A 19,408-nucleotide genomic window follows, 5' to 3' on the forward strand; every position below is an offset into this window, starting at 1 on the left:
CAAAGGGTGATCATTTGGTTTTATGAGGGGCTATAGTATATAAAGCCCCTAAGGCGTATTGTATATTTAGCGATTTCTTTTAGCGGCAGTGTCGGACTGGTTTATGGTATGAGTCCAGCGTTGGCGTCTGCGCGTAGGAGTATCATAACGCAATAGCAACCACAGTAAACGTGCATAAATCGCGGGAATGGTTAAGCGACCACCGGCAAGTACGTGATAGTCGTATTGCCAACTGCCAGCGGCATAACTGTCACTCACGCCGCCAAATGGACACTGACTAGCACACACGACCATGTGGCCTGCTTCATAAGCACGACTCAAAGCGTCAGCCAAGCCTGCAGAGTAGGGAACGTTGCCCGCACCAAAGCCTAATAATATGATGCCAGATGGCGGCTGCTCTAATAAAGCGCTTAGCTGTGCACTTAAGACATCAGGGCTATTAGGCACGCAATATATGGGATAAATGCTAGCGTGCTCTACATGTGCCTGAATAGATGCGCTAAGCGTTAGCTGATCATCTATCCAGTGTTGCAGGCGGGCAGCTGGCAAGCGCTTTTGGTAGCTATTGGCGGGATAAGCGGCGCGCATGTGCCCAGTGAAAGCCATAAAGTCATGACTATGGATCTTTTGTACCGTTTGTGCCGGCCATGCTTCACCGCCAAAGCTTATCTTGACACCAGGCTCTCCGCCAGCAGCTAAGCGTAGAGAAGCACTGAGATTATCCCAAGCATCGCTATTTGCATCGATAGCATAAGTCTGCAGTATCTCACTGTCTAGTAGTGGACGCATACTACCAGTAACGACCACACAGATATCAGAACCTGCAAATGCCTCTGCCAAAAAAGCCCCTAGATAACTGAGAGTATCTGTACCAGTAATTAAGACAAACTGCCGCAAGCCCTGAGCATAAGCCTCTAATAATAAAGTATAAAAATGTACAAAGTCGTTTGGTGTCAGCTGGCTACTGTCTTTAATCAGCGTATTGTCCAACCAAGAGATAGCCGGTAGGTTGTCAGTTTTATTATGCTCGCTCAGAAGCTGTTGCAAAGCTGGCAAGAACACATCAGCATCAAGTGGCGCTAAAGGGCGTCCATAACTACCAAATGTACCTCCAGCATAAATAAGCTGAATAGGGGTTAATACAGAGGGTTTTTGCTTTAAAGAGGTAGAAGATGCTGGCATGAATCACCGCCCAGAATAGGATGAGTAATAACCTAGATTACCACAGGACGTGCAACGCTAAAATAGAAACAAGCATCCTATTTTCACAGAATGCTTGTAAATAACAAAATGCTTGTAAAAAGCACGTTGGCGCTTAGTCTAGGCGTGAATGAATTTCATAGCATTCTAAGCGGTACGGGCAAGAAGCACTTGCGCTTGGCTTTGTTGTTCGCTGTTGCCTTGCATGACAACTTCATTGAGCAAGCGTTTAGCGCTATCGTACTCACCTAACTGCAGGTATTGCGTTGCCAAATCTAAAGTGACTTGGTTATTGTCTAAAGTTTTGACAAAATCAAAGTCAGCATCAAACTGCGCGGCAAAGTCAGCTGATGCCTCTGGCGTCACTGGATCTTGGCTGTGTGTGTCTGCCTCTTCACTAAAACTGATAGCATCAGTATCATCGCCTTCAGTGGCTACTGGGGTATCAGCAGACGGTGAAGAGATCAATGCATCAAAATCAAAATCATCATCGATCAGCATGTTGTCATCAGCTGGTGCGCTATCCTGTACGGAGCTATCAGTTGTCGCTGCTGTTACGTCTTTAGTTGTCGGCTGTGTATCAGTATTAATGGCAGTATCAACATTAGTATCTATATTAGTATTAATAGATATTTCGTCATCAAAACTGAGCTCATCAAGTTGCGATATGGTGTCTGCAACTCCCATGCCTAAGACACTTTCAGCCTCTTCTGTTTGAGCGTTAAAATCGCTTAAAATATTAGCTTCATTTTTATGCTCTTCTTCATCTTCTAAGAAGAGCATAAAGTCTTCGCTACTATCTATCTCTGTATTTTGCTCAGCGTTCTCGTTCTCTTGAATATCAAAATCATCTGCTTCTTTGCTTAAGTCCTCTAAGTCCAAAACAAAGTCATTTTCTAAGCTGATGCTCTCTTCAGAATGGCTTTCTTGTGCATGAGTTTTAGGGGTTTCTTCTACAAAAAGATCAGTATCTGCAGGGGAATCGAAATCAAATGTAAAGTCATTATCAATGTTTTCAACAGTACTGGAGGGCTTTTCAAAAGTCTCGTCTGCACTGATGTCAAACTCAGTGTTATCAGGGCCAGCATGAGAAGTCTCTGAGTCACTGACTTCTAGCTCCGATGTTTCGAGGTCGTCTAAAGTAAGAGCAAATCCATCATCATTAGCGTTATTATCAGAGTCAATGTGCTGTGCATCTACAGTCTCACTTTGTACATTTAGATCGAGTGTATTGAAGTCATCTGAATTGTCGAAGCTATCTACATTTTGGATAGGTTGGGTCTGCGTAGCTTGCTGCGATGTAGAAAGGTCAAAGTCTATACTTTCAAAGTCTGCTTCCTTGTCAGCTTGCGGTTGTACTGGCGTATTCTGTACTTGTTCTTGGTCTAACAACGCTTTGAGCTGATTCGCTTCATCGATAGCGACTGTATCAGCGGATGAATGAATGGCATCATAGGTTTTATTAAAATCTTGATGCTGATTAGTAATAGCATAAATATTTAATAATTTGAGTGATAACTGCGTATCTTGCGGCTTGTCTTTTAAGCCACGTTCTAATGTCTCAATCGCTTTATCATAACGCTGCTGATCTATAAAGCGCTGGGCGATGGTCAAAGGATCAAACTTAGTCGCACCTTGATCAATGATGCTTTGATCAGGATGGCTACTCTCTGTAGGTTTTCTTGCTACAGGTATACTGGTAGCCGTACTTTTACTGGCTTTAGTAATAGGCCTAGTGGGTGGTTTTTGCGCTTTATTTCTACGTAGTAATAATACTGCCAACAGTATGATGACCATTAGGCCTGCAACGATATTTAGCATGTTATCCATAAATACTCCCACGCCTATGAGGGCTGTTTACAGCAATGAGGCTGAACAGCTAGGCAATTATTGATTGCGTAATTTTTTTAGACGAGCTTCAAGCTCAGCCAGTTTTTGATTTTGTAATTGTAACTTTTGGGCATAACTACCAAGGGTGTTTCTGGTAGTTGCTATCCGCTTAGCTTGATCTGCTGTGTTTTGTCGAGCCGATTTAAGGGTGGCTAGGATATCAGTGCTTAAGCCGCTTCCAGTTGCCGCTGCTGCTTTGGTTTGGGTGCCATCTGCGCTACCATCACGACCAGGAGCAAGCACTGAAAAGCGTGCCTGTGGTAGTTTTTTGGTGGTGGTCCGCACAGGCTTATCAGTGTCTTTAGCTGAGGGTTTTGTCGTAGCGGGTATGGGTTTCGAAGCCACTTTTGGTGTATTACTATCAGTTTTTGATAAAGGTTTTTTCTTATTACTGTCCTTTGCTTTGGCTGAATGACTCTGCAAGTAATACTGTCTTTGGGCAGCAATGGCAGTTTGTAAGCTCTGCTGTGAAGGCACAGTGTCATAATCAGGAAGTTTTAACTGAGCATCAGCTTTTAGCAAGTCGGCATCTCGTGCAATAAAGGCGTCAGGATTTTGCTCTTTGATTTGCGTCATGACGGTTTGTACGTCTAGGTTGTTTTGCTTAGCAATCTGCTGAGAGATAATCCACAGGTTATCATTACGCTGTACGGTATACGTGCTTGCTGCGGCAGCTGTATTATTTGCTACCGTGGATGAGGTAGGTGCAGCAGAGTTACTGCTAGCTGCAGGTTGCATCGCCGTTTCTGCTGCTAGTGCGGCACTGGTAGTAGCGAACTTCTCTTCGGAGGGCTTCTCATCAGCGTCACTCTTCCCAGCGCTAATCATCAAAGGTGTTGACTGACTAACAATGCTTTTATCCGTATTTTCTTTACGAGCATCTTTTTTGGCTTGAATTTGCCGTGTCACTTGGATATTTAAAATATCTAATTGTTTATTGTCAATGTTAACCGCTGGCACAGTATTGTTTTGAGTATTGGCATCTAGAGGTGTTTGTACAGGAATACTAGGCTCTTGTGCCGTAACGCTGCTATTAGTCGGCAAGCTTGTGTCACTATTTTTTTTAATACTATTAGTAGTAGCGTTCAACGTGTTTGCTGTTGCAGTACTGTTAGCCTTAGAAGTCGAACTAGTGTTGTTCAAAGCGCTGACATTATTTGAATCAGTGCTATTGATAGAGGTACTGTCAGCTTTACTGGTCAGGGTGTTATTGGAGTCAGCTGTTTGCGGAGCACGGGCAATCGTGCTTGGTATACTTGCCGCTTCAGATGCTTTGAAAGGCGGTAAAGCAGTCGCACTCATCGTTGGTAAGGTGCTTACAACAGAGGTTTCCAGAGTATTGTTTTGTGGTAATGTCTGAGTTTGTGTTTGTATCGGCGCGTTAATGTTTGGTTCTGTAAATAATGGCGGCGGCGCTCCGCGCTTTACCGCTAAAGGCTGGGCAGTGGGGTTTGAGACGACTGGTAGATTTGGTTTTTTTGCACCAGCAATCACACTATTTGAAGGTTTAACAGGGACACTATTACCAAGTGGCATGAGTAAGGTTTTGGGCATCACATTACGTTGGCCACTATCATTAATCGCCAGCACCACATCCGCAAACGGCATCGATACAGGCTGTGAAGTATTGATAAGCAGCTGACCGGTCGTCGCCGAGGTTGGTACGAATCGCACCGACATTGAGGCAGTGGGAGTCAATCCCATTTGTTGATAGACGACAGGGCTTGCAATACTGGCTGCAAAGTCTTGAGCGTTGATGTCGCTGACCGCAATGCTCGCGGCCAAGGGCTCGTGCTGGGCGGAGGTAATGATTGTTTTGCCCATAGTGGCAGCGTGTGCAGCAGGCAACAATACCGTAGAGCTTACTGAGTATAGTAGTGCGATTGACACCGTTCGATGGATACTGGTCAATCGGTGAGGTAAATGCCAAGACATGCGCAGCCCTTTTATAGTGACTTAGAAGAATGATTGATGATAACAATGATGATAATGTATCAATGTTGTTATAACAAAATAGTATCTAGTTTACCAGTTTAATTGATAGGCATTGCGGCCAATACAGGTAACTGCTGCTTAACTTCCCGATCAATAATCTACTCTATCGAGTAGCATGGCATCGCCGTAGCTAAAAAATCGATATTGATTGTCAATGGCGTGCTGATAAGCACATTCAATTGCACTTTTACCTGCAAATGCTGATACCAACATTAATAGAGTAGATTTAGGTAAATGAAAGTTGGTCAGCAGCCTGTCGATCACCCCAAACTTAAAACCAGGATAAATAAAAATATCTGTATCTCCTGACCAACTCGCCACAAACTGTCTGTCATCTGCCGTTTTTTGATAAGCTGTCTCTAAAACACGTGCAACAGTCGTGCCAACTGCAATGACCTTTTTGCCATTGGCATGGGTTTGATTGATTAGATCGGCTGTGGCTTGTGGTAAGTGCGCGTACTCACTGTGCATCGTATGATTGAGCAGATTGTCTGTTTTCACTGGCGCAAAGGTACCTGCACCTACATGTAAGGTCACAAAGGCAGTGTTAATGCCTTTATCAGCCAACGCAGTTAAAATAGTGTCATCAAAATGTAAGCTCGCCGTGGGCGCGGCGACGCTGGCAAGTTTTGCAGGATCATGAAAGACGGTTTGGTAGCGTGTATTGTCAGTAGCATCAGCATGGCGCTCAAAGTAAGGCGGTATTGGTAGTTCTCCATAACGCTCTAAATCAGGCAAGATAGGCGCATCAAAGCCCAAAACGAACAAGTTGTCTTGTCGACCGATCATCACACAGCCCATCTTTTCGTCAGCTAACCATAAGCGCTGCCCAAGCTTTGGTGCTTTACTGGCTTTTACATGACAAAGGGCAATATGTTGCTGTGCAGAACTCACCTCGCTGTCAATGTCGAGGTTTTCTGTATTTGCGTTTAGAATTGCGCCATCTACCAAGCGTTCAATCAGTACCTCAACACGGCCACCCGAGTCCTTTTTTCCGAACAGTCGCGCTTTCATTACTTTGGTATCATTAAACACAATCAGATCGCCCGTATTGAGTAGTGAGGGCAACTCAGTAAATATATAGTCTTGTGGCTGGTTTGTTTGCTCTTTTTGCTCGCTAGTAGGTAAATATAAGAGTTTGGACGCTGAGCGCTGTGCTAAAGGGTAGCGGGCAATGAGATTATCAGGTAGCTCATAATCATAATCAGCGACGCTAAGATAGGGTAGTATGCTATCAGTATTTTGGTGATTGGTCATAGTAGAGTCATTAAATAGGTGAAAATTTTGGCGTCAGTTTAGCAGAAACCCGCCAAGAACGTGACAAATTCCTAGTGATCATAAGTTATAAGATTGGTATGAAAATATTAAATAGCCTAAGCGTTATTAGATACACAAAGTCGTCCAAACGTTGTCATTTAATCACAGTCATCTAAGTTCTTATGGAACCTGCATTTTTTAGATATAAATTAAAAAGACAGTTAAAAATCTAGGGTCTGTTGAACACTCAAATATTAGGGCTGCTGATAGATAAAATCGCACCAAACTAGGCGCAAACCGACGATAATGTCTAGACCTTAGCTAGGTTTGTAACACTGTTTGGGGTGATTTTAGCATCAGCCCTTCGGGGCGGGACTATTTTTTGCCAATACATGGTGAAATTGTCTACCCTAGAATGACTAGGCGTCAAAAATTTCACTGCGTATTGCCTAAAAAAATAGTCACCGCCAGTACCACATTTGAATGTTCAACAGACCCTAATCAAATAAATCTAACTGCGGTAGGGTTTCGGTCGCAAGCGCTAAGGAAGAGTAGGTCACACCGACCAATCTGATCGGCAAGTCGCGCGGTATATCCAAAAACAGCTTATCTAACCAGTAATGCGCCGATTTGGCACTGCTAAAAGCCGTAGATAGAGTATGTGAGCGCGTAATTTGAGTGAAATCAGCGTATTTTATTTTGAGGGTAATGGTATAAGCAATCAGCTGCTTAGTATGCATTTGATGAAAGGCGTCGGCATTTTGTGCATATATTTGCGGCAGTAACTCGGTATCGTCAATTAAGTTGTCTCTGAATGTGGTCTCTGAGCCAACTGATTTGTGTTGGCGCTCAGATTTAACTGCTCGCTCGTCGCGCCCATGCGCAATATCATGGTAAAACTGTCCGCGCTTACCAAATTCATTGATGAGCAACTCAGGTGGCACTTGACGAAGGTCAGCGCCATTACTCACTCCCATTGCGTGTAAGCGTTTGGCCGTGGCTTTACCGATACCATGAAAGCGCTCTATGGGTAACGCACTGATAAAAGCCTCTGCATCCGCTGGGGTGATGACAGCCGTACCATTGGGTTTGTTAAGATCAGAGGCAATCTTTGCGAGCATTTTATTAAATGACACGCCTGCTGAGGCAGTCAGACCAGTCTGCTCTAATATCTGCGCCCGCAGCCAATTGGCCATCAATGTGGCTGAGCCTTGATGGGCTTGCAAGCCTGTGACATCCAGATAGGCTTCATCCAATGATAATGGCTCAACGTGAGGCGTTAAGCGGTGCATAATAGTGCGGATTTGGGCACTGACAGCGCGGTAGACATCAAATCGTGGTCGTACGAATATCACCTCTGGACAACGTTTGCGTGCTTCGTAGCAGGACATGGCAGAGCGTACTCCAAACGGCCGTACCTCGTAACTGGCAGCGGCTACCACACCGCGTCCGCTCGGATCCCCACCAACCACTAATGGCTTGCCGCGATACTGCGGAAAGTCACGCTGCTCGATACTGGCATAAAAAGCATCCATATCGAGATGAATAATCTTACGTGGGGCAGGGGTGATAGAGTCTGTCATGCGCTCTATTTTACCTGAATTTGTGTTTGGGTTTTAGTGTTGATGGTTAAAGTGAAAGTTAGTTCATGCCATATCTAAATCACTATATCTAAATCACTATATCTAAATCTAAGTCACTATATCTAAGTCACTTGAATAAGCAAATAAAGCGGGTGCACCGCCCGTATGCCAAAACAAGACACTATCCGTTTTCTTGATTTTGCCTGTACGAATCATATCTATGAGTCCGCCCATTGCACGACCTGTATAGACAGGATCTAATAGTATGCCTTCAGTTTGCGCAGTCAGAGCAATGGCTTCATTTTCGAGTGCGCCAACCACGCCATACCCTTCGCTAACATAATCGGAGTTCAGTATCAAGTCTGACTGCGAAAACTCATAATCTGCACCGATGAGTTTTGCCGTGCTATTAGCAAGAGAGAGGGTATATTGATCAAAAGGTACTTTATCGGTTTCGCCTTTATCAATATTGATGCCCACTATTTGATAGGGTGAGTTGAACATTCTATTACCAAGCATTAACCCTGCTTGCGTGCCGCCAGAGCTAGAGGCAGAGACGATATGAGTAAATGTTTCGTTTATGCTTTCACGTTGCGACTCTAATTCTTTAAAGGCCTCTACAAATGCCAAAGCGCCAAGCTCGCTTGAGCCGCCATAAGGGACGACATAGACGTTTTTGCCTGCTTGGGTCAATTGCTCCACGATTTGAGGGATGTCTTCACCTTTACGGTGACTTCCTGCCCAGTGAATATGGCAACCGAAAATTTTATCCAGTAACAAATTGCCGCTTACTTGCTCAGGTTCTTCTCCGCCCAAAACCAAATGGCACTCAAGCCCCAAGCTTGCAGCAGCGGCTGCCGTCTGGCGGCAATGGTTTGACTGCGCTGCCCCTGCGGTAATGATGGTATCAGCACCTTTGGCAAGCGCATCACCGATAATAAACTCAAGCTTACGGGTTTTATTGCCACCGAGTGCCAGTCCCGTATTGTCATCTCGTTTCATAAAGATTTTAGGACCAGCAAGTTCTTTACTTAATCTGGTCAGCTCAATTAAAGGGGTGGGGAAGTAGCCTAATGACTGTCTTGGTATGTGGTGATAGTCCATGTGTTATTCACTTTATAGTTAGAGATGTTATTAGGGCATGTCCTCAATTCAATCGAAGGATACCTAAATGGGCTAAAAATGGCTAAATCTTGCCAAACAGCGTTAAATAGCTAGGTAATATCCCGATATTATCTTCGCTATTTTCCTTGTTTGACGGCGATTTATCTCATTTTTATCTCCATTTTTAAAATGAGGACACGCCCTAGATTGAGTGTTATCTATTGGTGTTAATTATTCAAGTTATTCAATATTGATACTACACAATGCATAAGTATTAAAGAAACAGTTTTTTTATTAGACACAAAAAAACCCCAAACAATCTAATGTTTGAGGCGAAACTTGCTTAAACTCGAGAGTCTAAATTCGTTTTAAATATGGCGCAGCGGACGGGACTCGAACCCGCGACGTGACAGGCTAGAACCAACAAACTATATTAAATGACCTTAACCTATATTAACATGCAAAGGCTTACCAGTAAAGGCTCTAACACAAAATACTGTAGTGACCCTTTGCATGTTAATATAGGTTAAGGTCATTTACTGAGTATAAAATACTAATTTTGGTCACGCATTATGTATTATTTATAATACAATATTATTTATATGATGTATTATAAATAATGCATTAGTCAATGTGAGAGCTTGTAGCTGTCCTGTCAAATTTTAATCAAATCTATTGCTGGTCATAGTTATTGGTCTATCATATAAAGCGATAAATGCTACTTATCAATTAAGTAAGATACAGAGAAAGCCACTATGATAAAAACTAAAGTGTTACTAACAAGCTACTTCGTATCTAAGCTCATTGTTCCTATCATCACTAAAGTAGGCATCAAGCATTTTTTATCGCCTTGATTTTCGTATTCCATATCCATAGGGCTTTTGGGCACATAACCTGAATACTGACCATTTGTTAAAATAAAATCTCCCATTCTATAAACACGTCCATCCAAAGCCAAAGTTTTGCTCTCTTCATCCCACCCAACAATACCTTTTGGATAAAGTGGGAACATGGCAGTACTGTAAATACCATCTCTGCCTACTAAGTAGATACAACCATTTTCTATGCAAATTCTCCCTCTACAACAGCTGCTGATTGAGCGGGTCTTACTGGATTAACATAGTAATAGAAAAGACTGGTCTTTTGCACTGGCTTTATCGCTGTCACTGATTCATGTTGTCATGCCGATGTGCTTTGGCAAGTAGTAAGTAGCATTGCTAACGCTATAAACATCATTTTTATTTTCATGGTTCTTGCATCCTAAGGCTAAGCCCTAATGGAGTGATTTCTAACCTAAGGCTTATTCACCTGGCCTAAAAATAATATTGCATCAGTTTTATTGTCTTTAATCACAAACATAAACGGATGGTCGGCTTTAAATTTCACAGGATAAGACATACCAACATACATACCTACAGCACCGGCTGCTGCTGCCGCTTCCGTCCCTTTTTCATCGACGGTGACCACCGCTTGATGATAAACCTCATCCAGCTTTATCGGTGGGCCATCAGCATATAAGTTAAATTCAGCCCCATTATTAAACGCTTTTGGCATACCCATATCAGCGAGCAATGTTTTCATCTGATAACGCGCATCTAACTTAAACTTTGGCAGTTGAAGGTTCACCTCTTGTCTTACTAAGCCTGAACGCCATTGCTTAATCTTAGTTGCACTTAAACTCTTAGCTAATTGCTGCATAGCAAGTTTATGATTGAATTTGGGTAACACTACGAGCATAGATAGGTCATCGCCTTTATAAGGCAATTGCACGACCTGTATATATTTGTCCTCATAATAGTCAAAATAAGACTGTTGCTGCATCATTTGGACAGTAGAGGCTCTGCCTATGGCATTATAAAAAGGCTGGGCACTGGTTCTTTCAGCTGTAAAAGGCATGGTCCAATCGCCCTTAAAATAGATGGCATTGGTTAGCACCACGGCAGTATCAGATTTAATGCTACCCTTGGGTAATAATTCAAGAATCATTTGCTTGGTTTTATCAGCTATCTTTTTATTAATGGTCTGACGTGCGGGATCAGGACTGCCTTCAAAATCAAGAGTGGTGACTTTACCACCGTAATAACGCTGTACAGTATCCAAGTAGTTTTGGTTGGGACGCAACCCTTGTTGCATCCATAAATCATTGACCGTGGCAAGCTTGTAGTCGGGATTGGATTTATTGAATTGGTTATAGAGTGCTGCACTATTAGGGTTGAGGATAGCTGGTACTGGATAATGAAACGTCTTTTGGATTTGCGCTTTCGTTTCCCCTTCCGCTGCGGCATAGAGCATGGCCATTGCAGTAGATAAGCTATACGGTGAGAAAAATACATTTTTATCTGCTTGGTCAGGTTGCCCATTTATCTGCTGATACATATCAATGGCAAACTGGTTATTGGCAGTGACGACTTCAGCAATACCCTCGGGTGTCGAGGTCAAGGCCTTTGCCTCAATCGGAGGCGCTTGATGGTTAATAGTTGGCTGATTACGAGGAATGGTATCTGTTACAGCAACAGTGCTCTTATTTTTTATAGTACTGTCACAGCCAGTGACCATTAATAATAAGATAGCTGGTAATAGCTAAGACGCTGATAACACAATTATGGGCTGTATATTTAAAATAGCGAAGTGGGTCATTTTGCATATCAGGCTCAACAATAAATTATAATTAAAAGAATGGCTCTATTTCGGCTGCTATGTAGGGAGCTACGCAGCTGTATATTTGGTAGTGTTCAAAATAACTGATTTACTCTGTATTCATCATCCCAGTTCTTTTGTATTAACGTTTTTAGCTCCTTTTCACTTTGTAATTTGCTGAAATCTTACCCGTACCACTTTATCAGAGCTTCTCTTGCTATTTTGTATTCTTGATGATCAAAATTAAACGTTATCCACTCTGCATTTTGAATCAACGCAAATAAGTAAGTGGCGTTATATATCACTGTCTTTTTATCATTCTTTTCCGACTCTGACCCATCATAATTTAAGATGACCCCATAGGGTGCCTCTTTCGTTTTGAGCTCAAGCCCCCTGAATTTATCTGATTGCATAGAGTGATTTACAATATTGATGACTGCACTATTATCACCAACATAGGCATTCTTGTATTGAAACACATCTTCTTCAATGGTCTTCGTATTACATCCACTGGCGACGGAAATCACTAACAGTGAACACGATAATAACTTAAGCATTTTTTTCATAATGTCTCATCAACAGTCAGTTAAGTCTTATTGCCGTCATTCGCTCTTTTAAGGTTTGTTCACTTGCCCCAAAAACAATATCGCATCTGTTTTATTGTCTTTAATCATAAAGACAAACGGATGATCGGCTTTGAACATAGGTGGTGGAGCAGAAGCAGCAGTTGCATTGGCAACAATCCCCGTTGCTGCTGCCGCTTCGGTTCCTTTCTCATCCACGATAACCACTGCTTTATGATAAACGTCATCAACATATATCGGCGGGCTATTATCAAATAAGTTAAACCCAGCCCCTTTTTGAAAGGCTCTTGGCATTCCCATATCCGTGAGTAGGTCTTTCATCTGATAGCCTGCTTCAAGCCTGAACTTTGGCAAATGAACGTTTACTTCTTGTCCTACTAAGTCTTTACTCCATTGCTTAATTTTATCAGCGCTTAAATCACGCACCAGCTGCTGCATGGCTGCTTTGTCTTTTGATTTTGGTAATACCACCAGCATAGACAAGTTGTCGCCCTTATAAGGCAATTGCACGACCTGTACTTGCTTGTCCTCGTTATACCTAAAATACGATTGTAGCTGCATCATTTTGACATTAGAACTTGTACCCATAGGGTTATAAAAAGGCTGATCCGTAGTGGTGTCAACCTCAAAAGGCACTTTCCAATCGCCCTTAAAATAAACCGCGTTGGTTAATACGGCAACTGTGATGGGCTTGATACTGCCCTTGGGTAGCAGTTCAGAAATCAACTGATTGGTATGCTGAGCAATTTTTTTATTAATGATGAGGCGCGAAGGATCGGGACTGCCTTTAAAATCAAGGTTGGTTACTTGACCGCCGTAATAGCGTTGTACCGTATCTACGTAGGATTTAGTAGGCGTTAGCCCTTGCTGCATCCATAAGTCATTGACCGTGGCGAGCTTATAGTCAGGATTGGGTTTATTGAATTGATTGTAGAGCGCAGCGCTATTGGGGTTTAGAATATCCATTAAGGGATAATAAAAGGTCTTTTGAATTTGCGCTTTCGTTTCTCCTTCCGCTGCAGCATAGAGCATTGCCATAGCAGTGGACAGGCTATACGGTGAGAAAAACACGTTGTCATCTGCTTGCCCAGTCTGTCCATTGATGTGTCGGTACATAGCAATGGCAAACTGATTGTTGGCGGTAGTGACTTTTTCGATGCCGTCTGGTGTTGAAGCAGAATCATCAGCAGCAATAAAATCAACCGGACTATCTGCTCGAGCGTCAGCGTTGCTTTTAGCTTTATCTGGTAAGTATGATTTATCTGAATTTGATGTGGTATTGGCTACGCTGTCAGTAGGTTTAGACTCTTTCATAGTGCTGTCACAGCCACTGACCACGAATAATAGACTACTGATAGCCAATGCACTTATGATACGGTTACGATGTGCTCTTTTAAGATAACAATACTGGTTATTCTTCATATCTGCTTCACTAATAATGTAGAGTTAAGATGATGCCATTCTAGTATCATCTCTATACAATCGTTTAGTGTAGTTTGGTAAGCGTGCTTATCTATAATCGACCTAACTTATTCACTTTTTAATCAAAAAAAGTACCTATCTTTGCAAGAGATGGTGTTAAGCATTTTTTATCGCCTTGTTTTTCATATTCTGCACCACCCACTGTGTTAGGGGTATAGCGTTGGTATGAACCATTTGTGCTTATATAGTCCCCCGTTTTAAAAACCCGACCATTGAGATTTAGTGTCTTGGTAGCTTCATTCCATTTCACGATACCTTTTGGAAACTCAGGGAACATCGCGGTAGTAAATTTATACCAAACCCAACAATTAAAGTTGCGCCCAGGTACGAGCAGTTAACGACCGAATTCTTTGTGGCTGTTTAAGCAAATTATTCCAAGCCAAGCAAGTGGCATCGACAATAGCCTCATAACTGTCATAACAACGATTAGATAGCTCATTTTGCTTAAGGTACTGCCATACTCTCTCAGAGGGATTGAGCTCAGGTGAATAAGGCGGTAGTTTAAGCATAGTGACATTAGCCTGATTCAAGCTTGGTTGATGCCATAATGCGCCGTCCATCACCACCACCGCATGACGTCCTTTTGGAACGGCTTTACTAATCTCTTGCATATGCAATAACATGGTGTGTTTATTAACGAAAGGCAGTACTAAGCCGACAGCCTTCTTTGTCGCTGGACAAAAGGCACCAAACAGATAAGCGGAATGAAACTGTTGCTGCTTGATCAGTCGAGGTCGCCCACCGCGGTAATGCCAAACTCTGGTCAATGAGCCTTGTTGTCCTATTCGAGTTTCATCTTGAAACCAGATGTCCACTTGATCTAGGCTCACATCAGTAGGCAGTGACGCCTTAACCTGTGCTATAAAGTTTTTTTAAAAGCGTCTTGAGCTTGTGGGTCGGCTTTTGGATGCTGACTACGAGCACTTATCCAACTCATATCAATACGCTTGAGTAGCTCGTAGATACCGTTAACGGTGTAGTGAGCGTTGTAGTGTTCTTTAGCCAATTGCTGAATGTCTTTGCCGGTTAGACGACCGCCAGCGCGCTTTTCTTGTTCAGAGACTATCATGGCTTTAAAAGCGGCTGTGTCTGCTTCTGCCAATTTGCTGCGACGACCTCGACGATGACGATCGTAGAGACTCTCAAGTCCTCGTTCATAATATCGCTTCAATTTCCGTCTGGCAGTTTCAGGATGTATGCAGAGGTCTTTGGCAATATCGTTGGTGGCTTTGGCTATACTATATTGGTATAAGATGAGCAGGCGTAGTCGGGCTCTGGGATTGCGCTCAGTCTTTGAGTGTTTGCCAAAGTCATGGTCTTCTAGGTTATGTATTGGTATAGTCATAAGTGGATTATACTATATATTTTGGGTTTGGTATTACGATCACTGCCTATTAAATAAAGACAGTGATCTCTCCATACGAAATTACCCCTTACTATTGCGGCAGCTTGAGATTGATGAATGGGGTCAACATAATAAGTAAAAATGCTGGTTTTTGGCTCAGGCTCTACGACTTCTTGAACAGGCTTTATCACTACCACTGATTCAACTGAAGTAGCTACAGGAGCTGTCGTACAACCTACTAAAAACAGGCTTGCTAACGCTAATAAGCTCTTTTGCATTTTTTATTCTCCATAACATAATGGCTCAGTACTAAGTTATTTATTCCCCAAACTCATAGTCCCCACTTTTACCTGAGTGGGTGCTAAACATTTTGTGTTGCCTTGCTTCTCATATTCTGCATCACCAACTGAGTTAGGGACATAATCCTGATATCCACCGTTGGTATAGATAGGATCCCCCATGTTAAAAATATGTCCATCAAGATTTATTATTTTAGTAGATTCATCCCACTTTACTAGGGCATGTCTTCAATTGGATAAGCCCTAAATAATAGTTACAATACCGCATCTATTGAGTCGATGCGAGAAATACAAGTTATGGCGAGAAATACAAGTTATGGCAAGAAAAGCATTAACAGATACGCTTTGGGATCAATTGCAATCGACGATGATAAAGTACGGCTGCTATCAAACTCAAAACAGCCGAGAGATCATGGAAGCCATACTATGGAAGCTACGCACAGGCGCTCCTTGGCGTGACATACCTGAAGAATTATGCTCGTGGAAAACAGCCTATAGTCGTTTCAACCGCTGGTCGAAAACTGGCTTATGGGCGGATTTTTTTTTAGCTTACGAAAAGAAATTGATACGGAATGGGTATTCACAGACGGAAGCTATGTTCGCTGTCATCAGCATGCAAGTGGAGCTCGGCTTGGTGAAGAGCGAGCAATTGGACGAAGCCGTGGCGGCGCAACTACAAAGATACACCTATCCTGTGATGCCGATGGATATCCGCTCAATTTTAAAATCACTGGGGGTGAAGTCCACGACAGTCAAGTTGCAGGTGAATTGATTGAAATGATTGGACAAGCTGATTACTTTATCGCTGATAAAGGCTATGACTCAGAGTCTATCAGAGACAAAGCTCGAAGCCACAATATGATACCCGTCGTGCCTAAAAGGAAAAATGCCAAACAGCCTAATCCAGAGTTTGATAGCTATTTGTACAAATTGCGTCATCTTGTTGAAAATATGTTTGCAAGGCTTAAGCATTTTCGTAGTATCGCTACTCGCTATGAGAAGTTAGCTCGTAATTTCAAGTCTATGCTCTATCTAGCGTGTACTATCATTCATTGTAAAATGAATTGAAGACACGCCCTAAGCCTTTTGGATATTTAGGAAATAAGGGTGTCATATACTCTCCATTATTATCTACTAAATAAAGACAACCATCCTTCCACTCAAACTTACCACTTACTACTGCCGCTGGTTGAGCAGGACGGTTTTGATCAACATCATAATAATAAATATTAGTTTTTTGCTCAGGCTCTATGATCTCTTGGACAGGTTTTATCACTGTCAATGGTTCAGGTGGGTTTGCTACAGGGGCTGTCGTACAACCGACGACCACTAGGCCTGTTAAAATCAAAAATGCTTTTCTCATCTGTGCGCTCCAGTTTTGACAGAAAATCCGTATTTTAAATATAAGCAAAGATACTTAGCGTATCTCTTTTTATTAATATTCCTATTCAGCGATAGCGAGAAATTCCTCTAAAAGTATGGGTAGCTGCATTGGACTTGACATAAAATCTACTTTAACAGGATGTCCAACCAATTCATTTAGTTCACTTTCGACCTTCTGACGATACTCTTTAGAATAAGACGGCACATATATTGATACGGTAATAGTGTTATCGGCAGGGCTATAACCTACACCTTGAGTATTGGGATAACGCTCAAATATTTTAGGCGTTGCTTTGTCTTTCAGAGCAAGTATTTGTTTTAGTGTTTTTTCACTATTTGAGTGAATATCTACCACTATCATCTCGCCTTGCAACACGCCTTGCTTGAACTTATAAATAAAACGTTCAGACTGTAAATTCGTGAGAGTATTTATACCAATTCGAAATTCTTTTGGATCATCGTTAACAAAATAGACGCCTACAACGTTGTCTTTTAACTCTTGCTCAATCGCTTGCAACAGCTCCGAGCTATACCCTTGTATAAGTAACCTACGCTCTGCTTCTACCAAAGGGACGCCAAAATCGTTTGCATAAAACTGTGCAGCGCGTTTATCGACACTCAATTTATTAGAATAAGGATGATTTTGATAAAGCTTATCCGCAGTGGCTTCTACTTTTGACCAATTAACAGTAACCGCTGAGGCGTTTGCGACTGGGATACTTTGACTAGTCGACGTATGATCGGTCGAGGCGACGTTTGAGCAGCTTACTAACACTGTTGAAGCCATGCTCAAACCGAGAATCTGCTTTAAGGTTTTATTCATCTTTTTATCTCCAAACTTTACTAACGGGTTAAAGGGGTGATACAGAGTAACTCACAAACTCGATTGTCAGAGGCAATTTATCCTGTCCCCATTCAGACTGTACCTTTTTAACGAGAGCAAGGTTTTCAGGCGTGGGTTTGCCATGAACATCAGCAACAATGATGCCTTTTTCCTCATCATAGCCGGTCATTCTTGGCTTTGAAAAATAACGGCTAACCAATTTAGCCGCTTTAGTTTGTTGCAAGCGAGCTTCCTCTTTTGTGAATCTTGCACCGTATTTTATCTCGACTGGCAATACTTCATATTTGCTAGCATTATTACGGTCATATATTTTCACTAGGCGCGTGTTATCTTTACCCGTACCAACCATTCGCAAAACGTATTTATATCTAGGTTCATTCTCTATATAGCTACCAGCAATGCGTCCATTGAACTCTTCATTTAACGCTTCAAACGCAGCATCACGGTTTGCACTAATAAACAATCTTCTTTCGGCTTCTTTAATAGAGATATTATATTGCTCTAAGTAATACTTGATTTCAGGGTCAACCGGCTCATCTACCAGCCCCTGTGTGCCAATACCTGATAATGTAGGCTTTAAACACTTCTTATTGCCCATATTTTTAAGCTCATTACTAAATCCTTCAACGGGATCATACTTACCATAGCCGCCATTGGTACGAATATCGTCACCCATTTTGAATGCATGGCCATCGATAGTAATAATCTGCTTTTGCTCATCCCAAGTGGTCACGCTACTAGGAAATAGCGGGGTGGTATATTCGTCTCCCATTTTTAAAAATATACAGCCTTTCTCCCAAATGAAAGTGCCACTTACGACAGCTTGGGTTTGCGCAATATTAATTTCAGGATCGAAAGGATAGGTAAAAATACTGGTCTTAATTTTAATAGGTTTTGCGCTTAAATCATTCACCGCAGCAAGTGGCGTTGATTGCTTATCAATCGTGGGACTCGATGTTGTACAAGCTGATAAGCCAACCAATAGGGCTAGACAAGTTGGCATTACTATTAAACTGCTCTTTGATTTTAAGTTGTTCATCAATTTGTCTCGTTGTTTGGTCTTATCAGGGTGTTAGTTGGTTGTAGCGTTGAGGTAGAAGGCTGAATAATTATTTTAAAGGCTTCTAATATTGCGGGTTAGCATGATTTACTCCTAGCATCTATTGATAAGAATATCGTTTAAATACGATTGCAATTGAACGCCAAGTTCAGTGACATACTCTAAGAGTAAATAAGTACATCTGACATTCTAGCGCCATAAATACTGGACTACGATAAGCTTTTTCTAGCCGCCTGACCACGCGGTAAACCCGATAACATGGTCATCTCTTTGACATCACAGCGACTTGGCGCTTGACTAACGAAGCCTTCTTTGGCATATCTTTCTCGATGCCAAGGTGCAAGAATAAACCCACCGCTTTCTATGATGTCGCCCACCTCATAAACCACATTAAAATATTTGAGCGTTTTATTCTTGTCATCCCAACTTGCTTGACCATTCGGTAGAAAAGGAATGGTTTTATTCGGTCCATAATAGAGATAAACACAGCCCTCCTCATAGGCGAGTCGTACGTTCACCTCGTCCATAACATCAATCTTATCAAGGTCAGAAAACTCAAAAGGATAGGTATAAAACAAGCTCTCACTACTCCATGAGGGGTAATGTAATAGCGGCTCTAAGTGTTGCTCTACCTTAATGGTTTGACTCAAATCAGGCTGTGGTGCTGATAGGCTTTGGCAAGCAGCCAGTAGCATTGCTAAGGGTATCAGCATCATTTTTATGGTCATCATTTTTGCATCCTCAA

General features: G+C 42.2%; 17 protein-coding genes. 1 reads left to right on the top strand and 16 read right to left on the bottom strand.

Annotation, left to right across the window (positions count from 1 at the left end):
* Positions 1-66: 66 nt before the first annotated feature.
* The 12 genes from JMX03_RS05380 to JMX03_RS05435 all read right to left on the bottom strand — a co-directional run bounded on the left by JMX03_RS05380 (position 67) and on the right by JMX03_RS05435 (position 15,077).
* Positions 67-1,182 carry an asparaginase gene (locus tag JMX03_RS05380; RefSeq protein WP_201595033.1) on the bottom strand — a complete coding sequence of 372 codons (1,116 nt, stop codon included), beginning with the start codon at positions 1,180-1,182 and terminating at the stop codon, positions 67-69.
* Positions 1,183-1,347: 165 nt separating this feature from the next.
* Entirely contained in the window at positions 1,348-3,030 is a 1,683-nt protein-coding gene (locus tag JMX03_RS05385; RefSeq protein WP_201595035.1) for a FimV/HubP family polar landmark protein, read from the bottom strand.
* Positions 3,031-3,087: 57 nt separating this feature from the next.
* Positions 3,088-5,025 (bottom strand): FimV/HubP-related protein, encoded by a 1,938-nt coding sequence (locus tag JMX03_RS05390; protein ID WP_201595037.1) that lies wholly within the window; start codon positions 5,023-5,025, stop codon positions 3,088-3,090.
* A gap of 150 nt (positions 5,026-5,175) precedes the next feature.
* Positions 5,176-6,342, bottom strand: coding sequence for a tRNA preQ1(34) S-adenosylmethionine ribosyltransferase-isomerase QueA (gene queA / locus JMX03_RS05395; protein WP_201595039.1), 1,167 nt, complete (start codon positions 6,340-6,342; stop codon positions 5,176-5,178).
* 497 nt (positions 6,343-6,839) lie between these two features.
* On the bottom strand, positions 6,840-7,925 hold the full coding sequence (dinB, locus tag JMX03_RS05400; RefSeq protein ID WP_201595041.1) for a DNA polymerase IV: 1,086 nt from the start codon (positions 7,923-7,925) through the stop codon (positions 6,840-6,842).
* A 108-nt stretch (positions 7,926-8,033) separates the two neighbouring features.
* Positions 8,034-9,029 (bottom strand): D-cysteine desulfhydrase family protein, encoded by a 996-nt coding sequence (locus JMX03_RS05405; protein WP_201595043.1) that lies wholly within the window; start codon positions 9,027-9,029, stop codon positions 8,034-8,036.
* A 784-nt stretch (positions 9,030-9,813) separates the two neighbouring features.
* Entirely contained in the window at positions 9,814-10,041 is a 228-nt protein-coding gene (locus tag JMX03_RS05410) for a hypothetical protein (RefSeq protein WP_201595045.1), read from the bottom strand.
* Between the two features lie 281 nt (positions 10,042-10,322).
* Positions 10,323-11,468, bottom strand: a complete 1,146-nt coding sequence (locus tag JMX03_RS05415) for a serpin family protein (RefSeq protein ID WP_227695358.1) — start codon at positions 11,466-11,468, stop codon at positions 10,323-10,325.
* Positions 11,469-11,851: 383 nt separating this feature from the next.
* On the bottom strand, positions 11,852-12,232 hold the full coding sequence (locus JMX03_RS05420; protein ID WP_201595048.1) for a DUF4825 domain-containing protein: 381 nt from the start codon (positions 12,230-12,232) through the stop codon (positions 11,852-11,854).
* Positions 12,233-12,280: 48 nt separating this feature from the next.
* Positions 12,281-13,672, bottom strand: coding sequence for a serpin family protein (locus JMX03_RS05425; protein ID WP_201595051.1), 1,392 nt, complete (start codon positions 13,670-13,672; stop codon positions 12,281-12,283).
* Between the two features lie 368 nt (positions 13,673-14,040).
* Positions 14,041-14,547 carry an IS630 family transposase gene (locus JMX03_RS05430; RefSeq protein WP_201594333.1) on the bottom strand — a complete coding sequence of 169 codons (507 nt, stop codon included), beginning with the start codon at positions 14,545-14,547 and terminating at the stop codon, positions 14,041-14,043.
* Between the two features lie 44 nt (positions 14,548-14,591).
* On the bottom strand, positions 14,592-15,077 hold the full coding sequence (locus JMX03_RS05435) for a winged helix-turn-helix domain-containing protein (RefSeq protein ID WP_201595053.1): 486 nt from the start codon (positions 15,075-15,077) through the stop codon (positions 14,592-14,594).
* Between the two features lie 615 nt (positions 15,078-15,692).
* Between JMX03_RS05435 and JMX03_RS05440 the strand changes: the two genes are divergently transcribed.
* Positions 15,693-16,444 (top strand): IS5 family transposase gene (locus JMX03_RS05440; protein ID WP_374220347.1). Its coding sequence is split into 2 segments (ribosomal slippage): positions 15,693-15,921 and positions 15,921-16,444, totalling 753 coding nucleotides; the frame shifts between segments, so codons are not numbered across the junction.
* Here JMX03_RS05440 and JMX03_RS05445 read toward each other — a convergent pair.
* The 4 genes from JMX03_RS05445 to JMX03_RS05460 form a co-directional block, all read right to left on the bottom strand.
* Positions 16,422-16,739, bottom strand: coding sequence for a hypothetical protein (locus JMX03_RS05445; RefSeq protein WP_201595055.1), 318 nt, complete (start codon positions 16,737-16,739; stop codon positions 16,422-16,424). The genes JMX03_RS05440 and JMX03_RS05445 overlap by 23 nt on opposite strands.
* Positions 16,740-16,820: 81 nt before the next feature.
* Complete coding sequence (locus tag JMX03_RS05450; RefSeq protein ID WP_201595057.1) at positions 16,821-17,582, bottom strand: hypothetical protein; 762 nt, start codon at positions 17,580-17,582, stop codon at positions 16,821-16,823.
* Between the two features lie 28 nt (positions 17,583-17,610).
* Positions 17,611-18,606 carry a hypothetical protein gene (locus tag JMX03_RS05455; RefSeq protein WP_201595059.1) on the bottom strand — a complete coding sequence of 332 codons (996 nt, stop codon included), beginning with the start codon at positions 18,604-18,606 and terminating at the stop codon, positions 17,611-17,613.
* Between the two features lie 266 nt (positions 18,607-18,872).
* Entirely contained in the window at positions 18,873-19,394 is a 522-nt protein-coding gene (locus tag JMX03_RS05460) for a hypothetical protein (protein ID WP_201595061.1), read from the bottom strand.
* Positions 19,395-19,408: the final 14 nt, after the last annotated feature.

Origin of the sequence: Psychrobacter fulvigenes (assembly GCF_904846155.1) — a bacterium.
Taxonomy (GTDB): domain Bacteria; phylum Pseudomonadota; class Gammaproteobacteria; order Pseudomonadales; family Moraxellaceae; genus Psychrobacter; species Psychrobacter fulvigenes.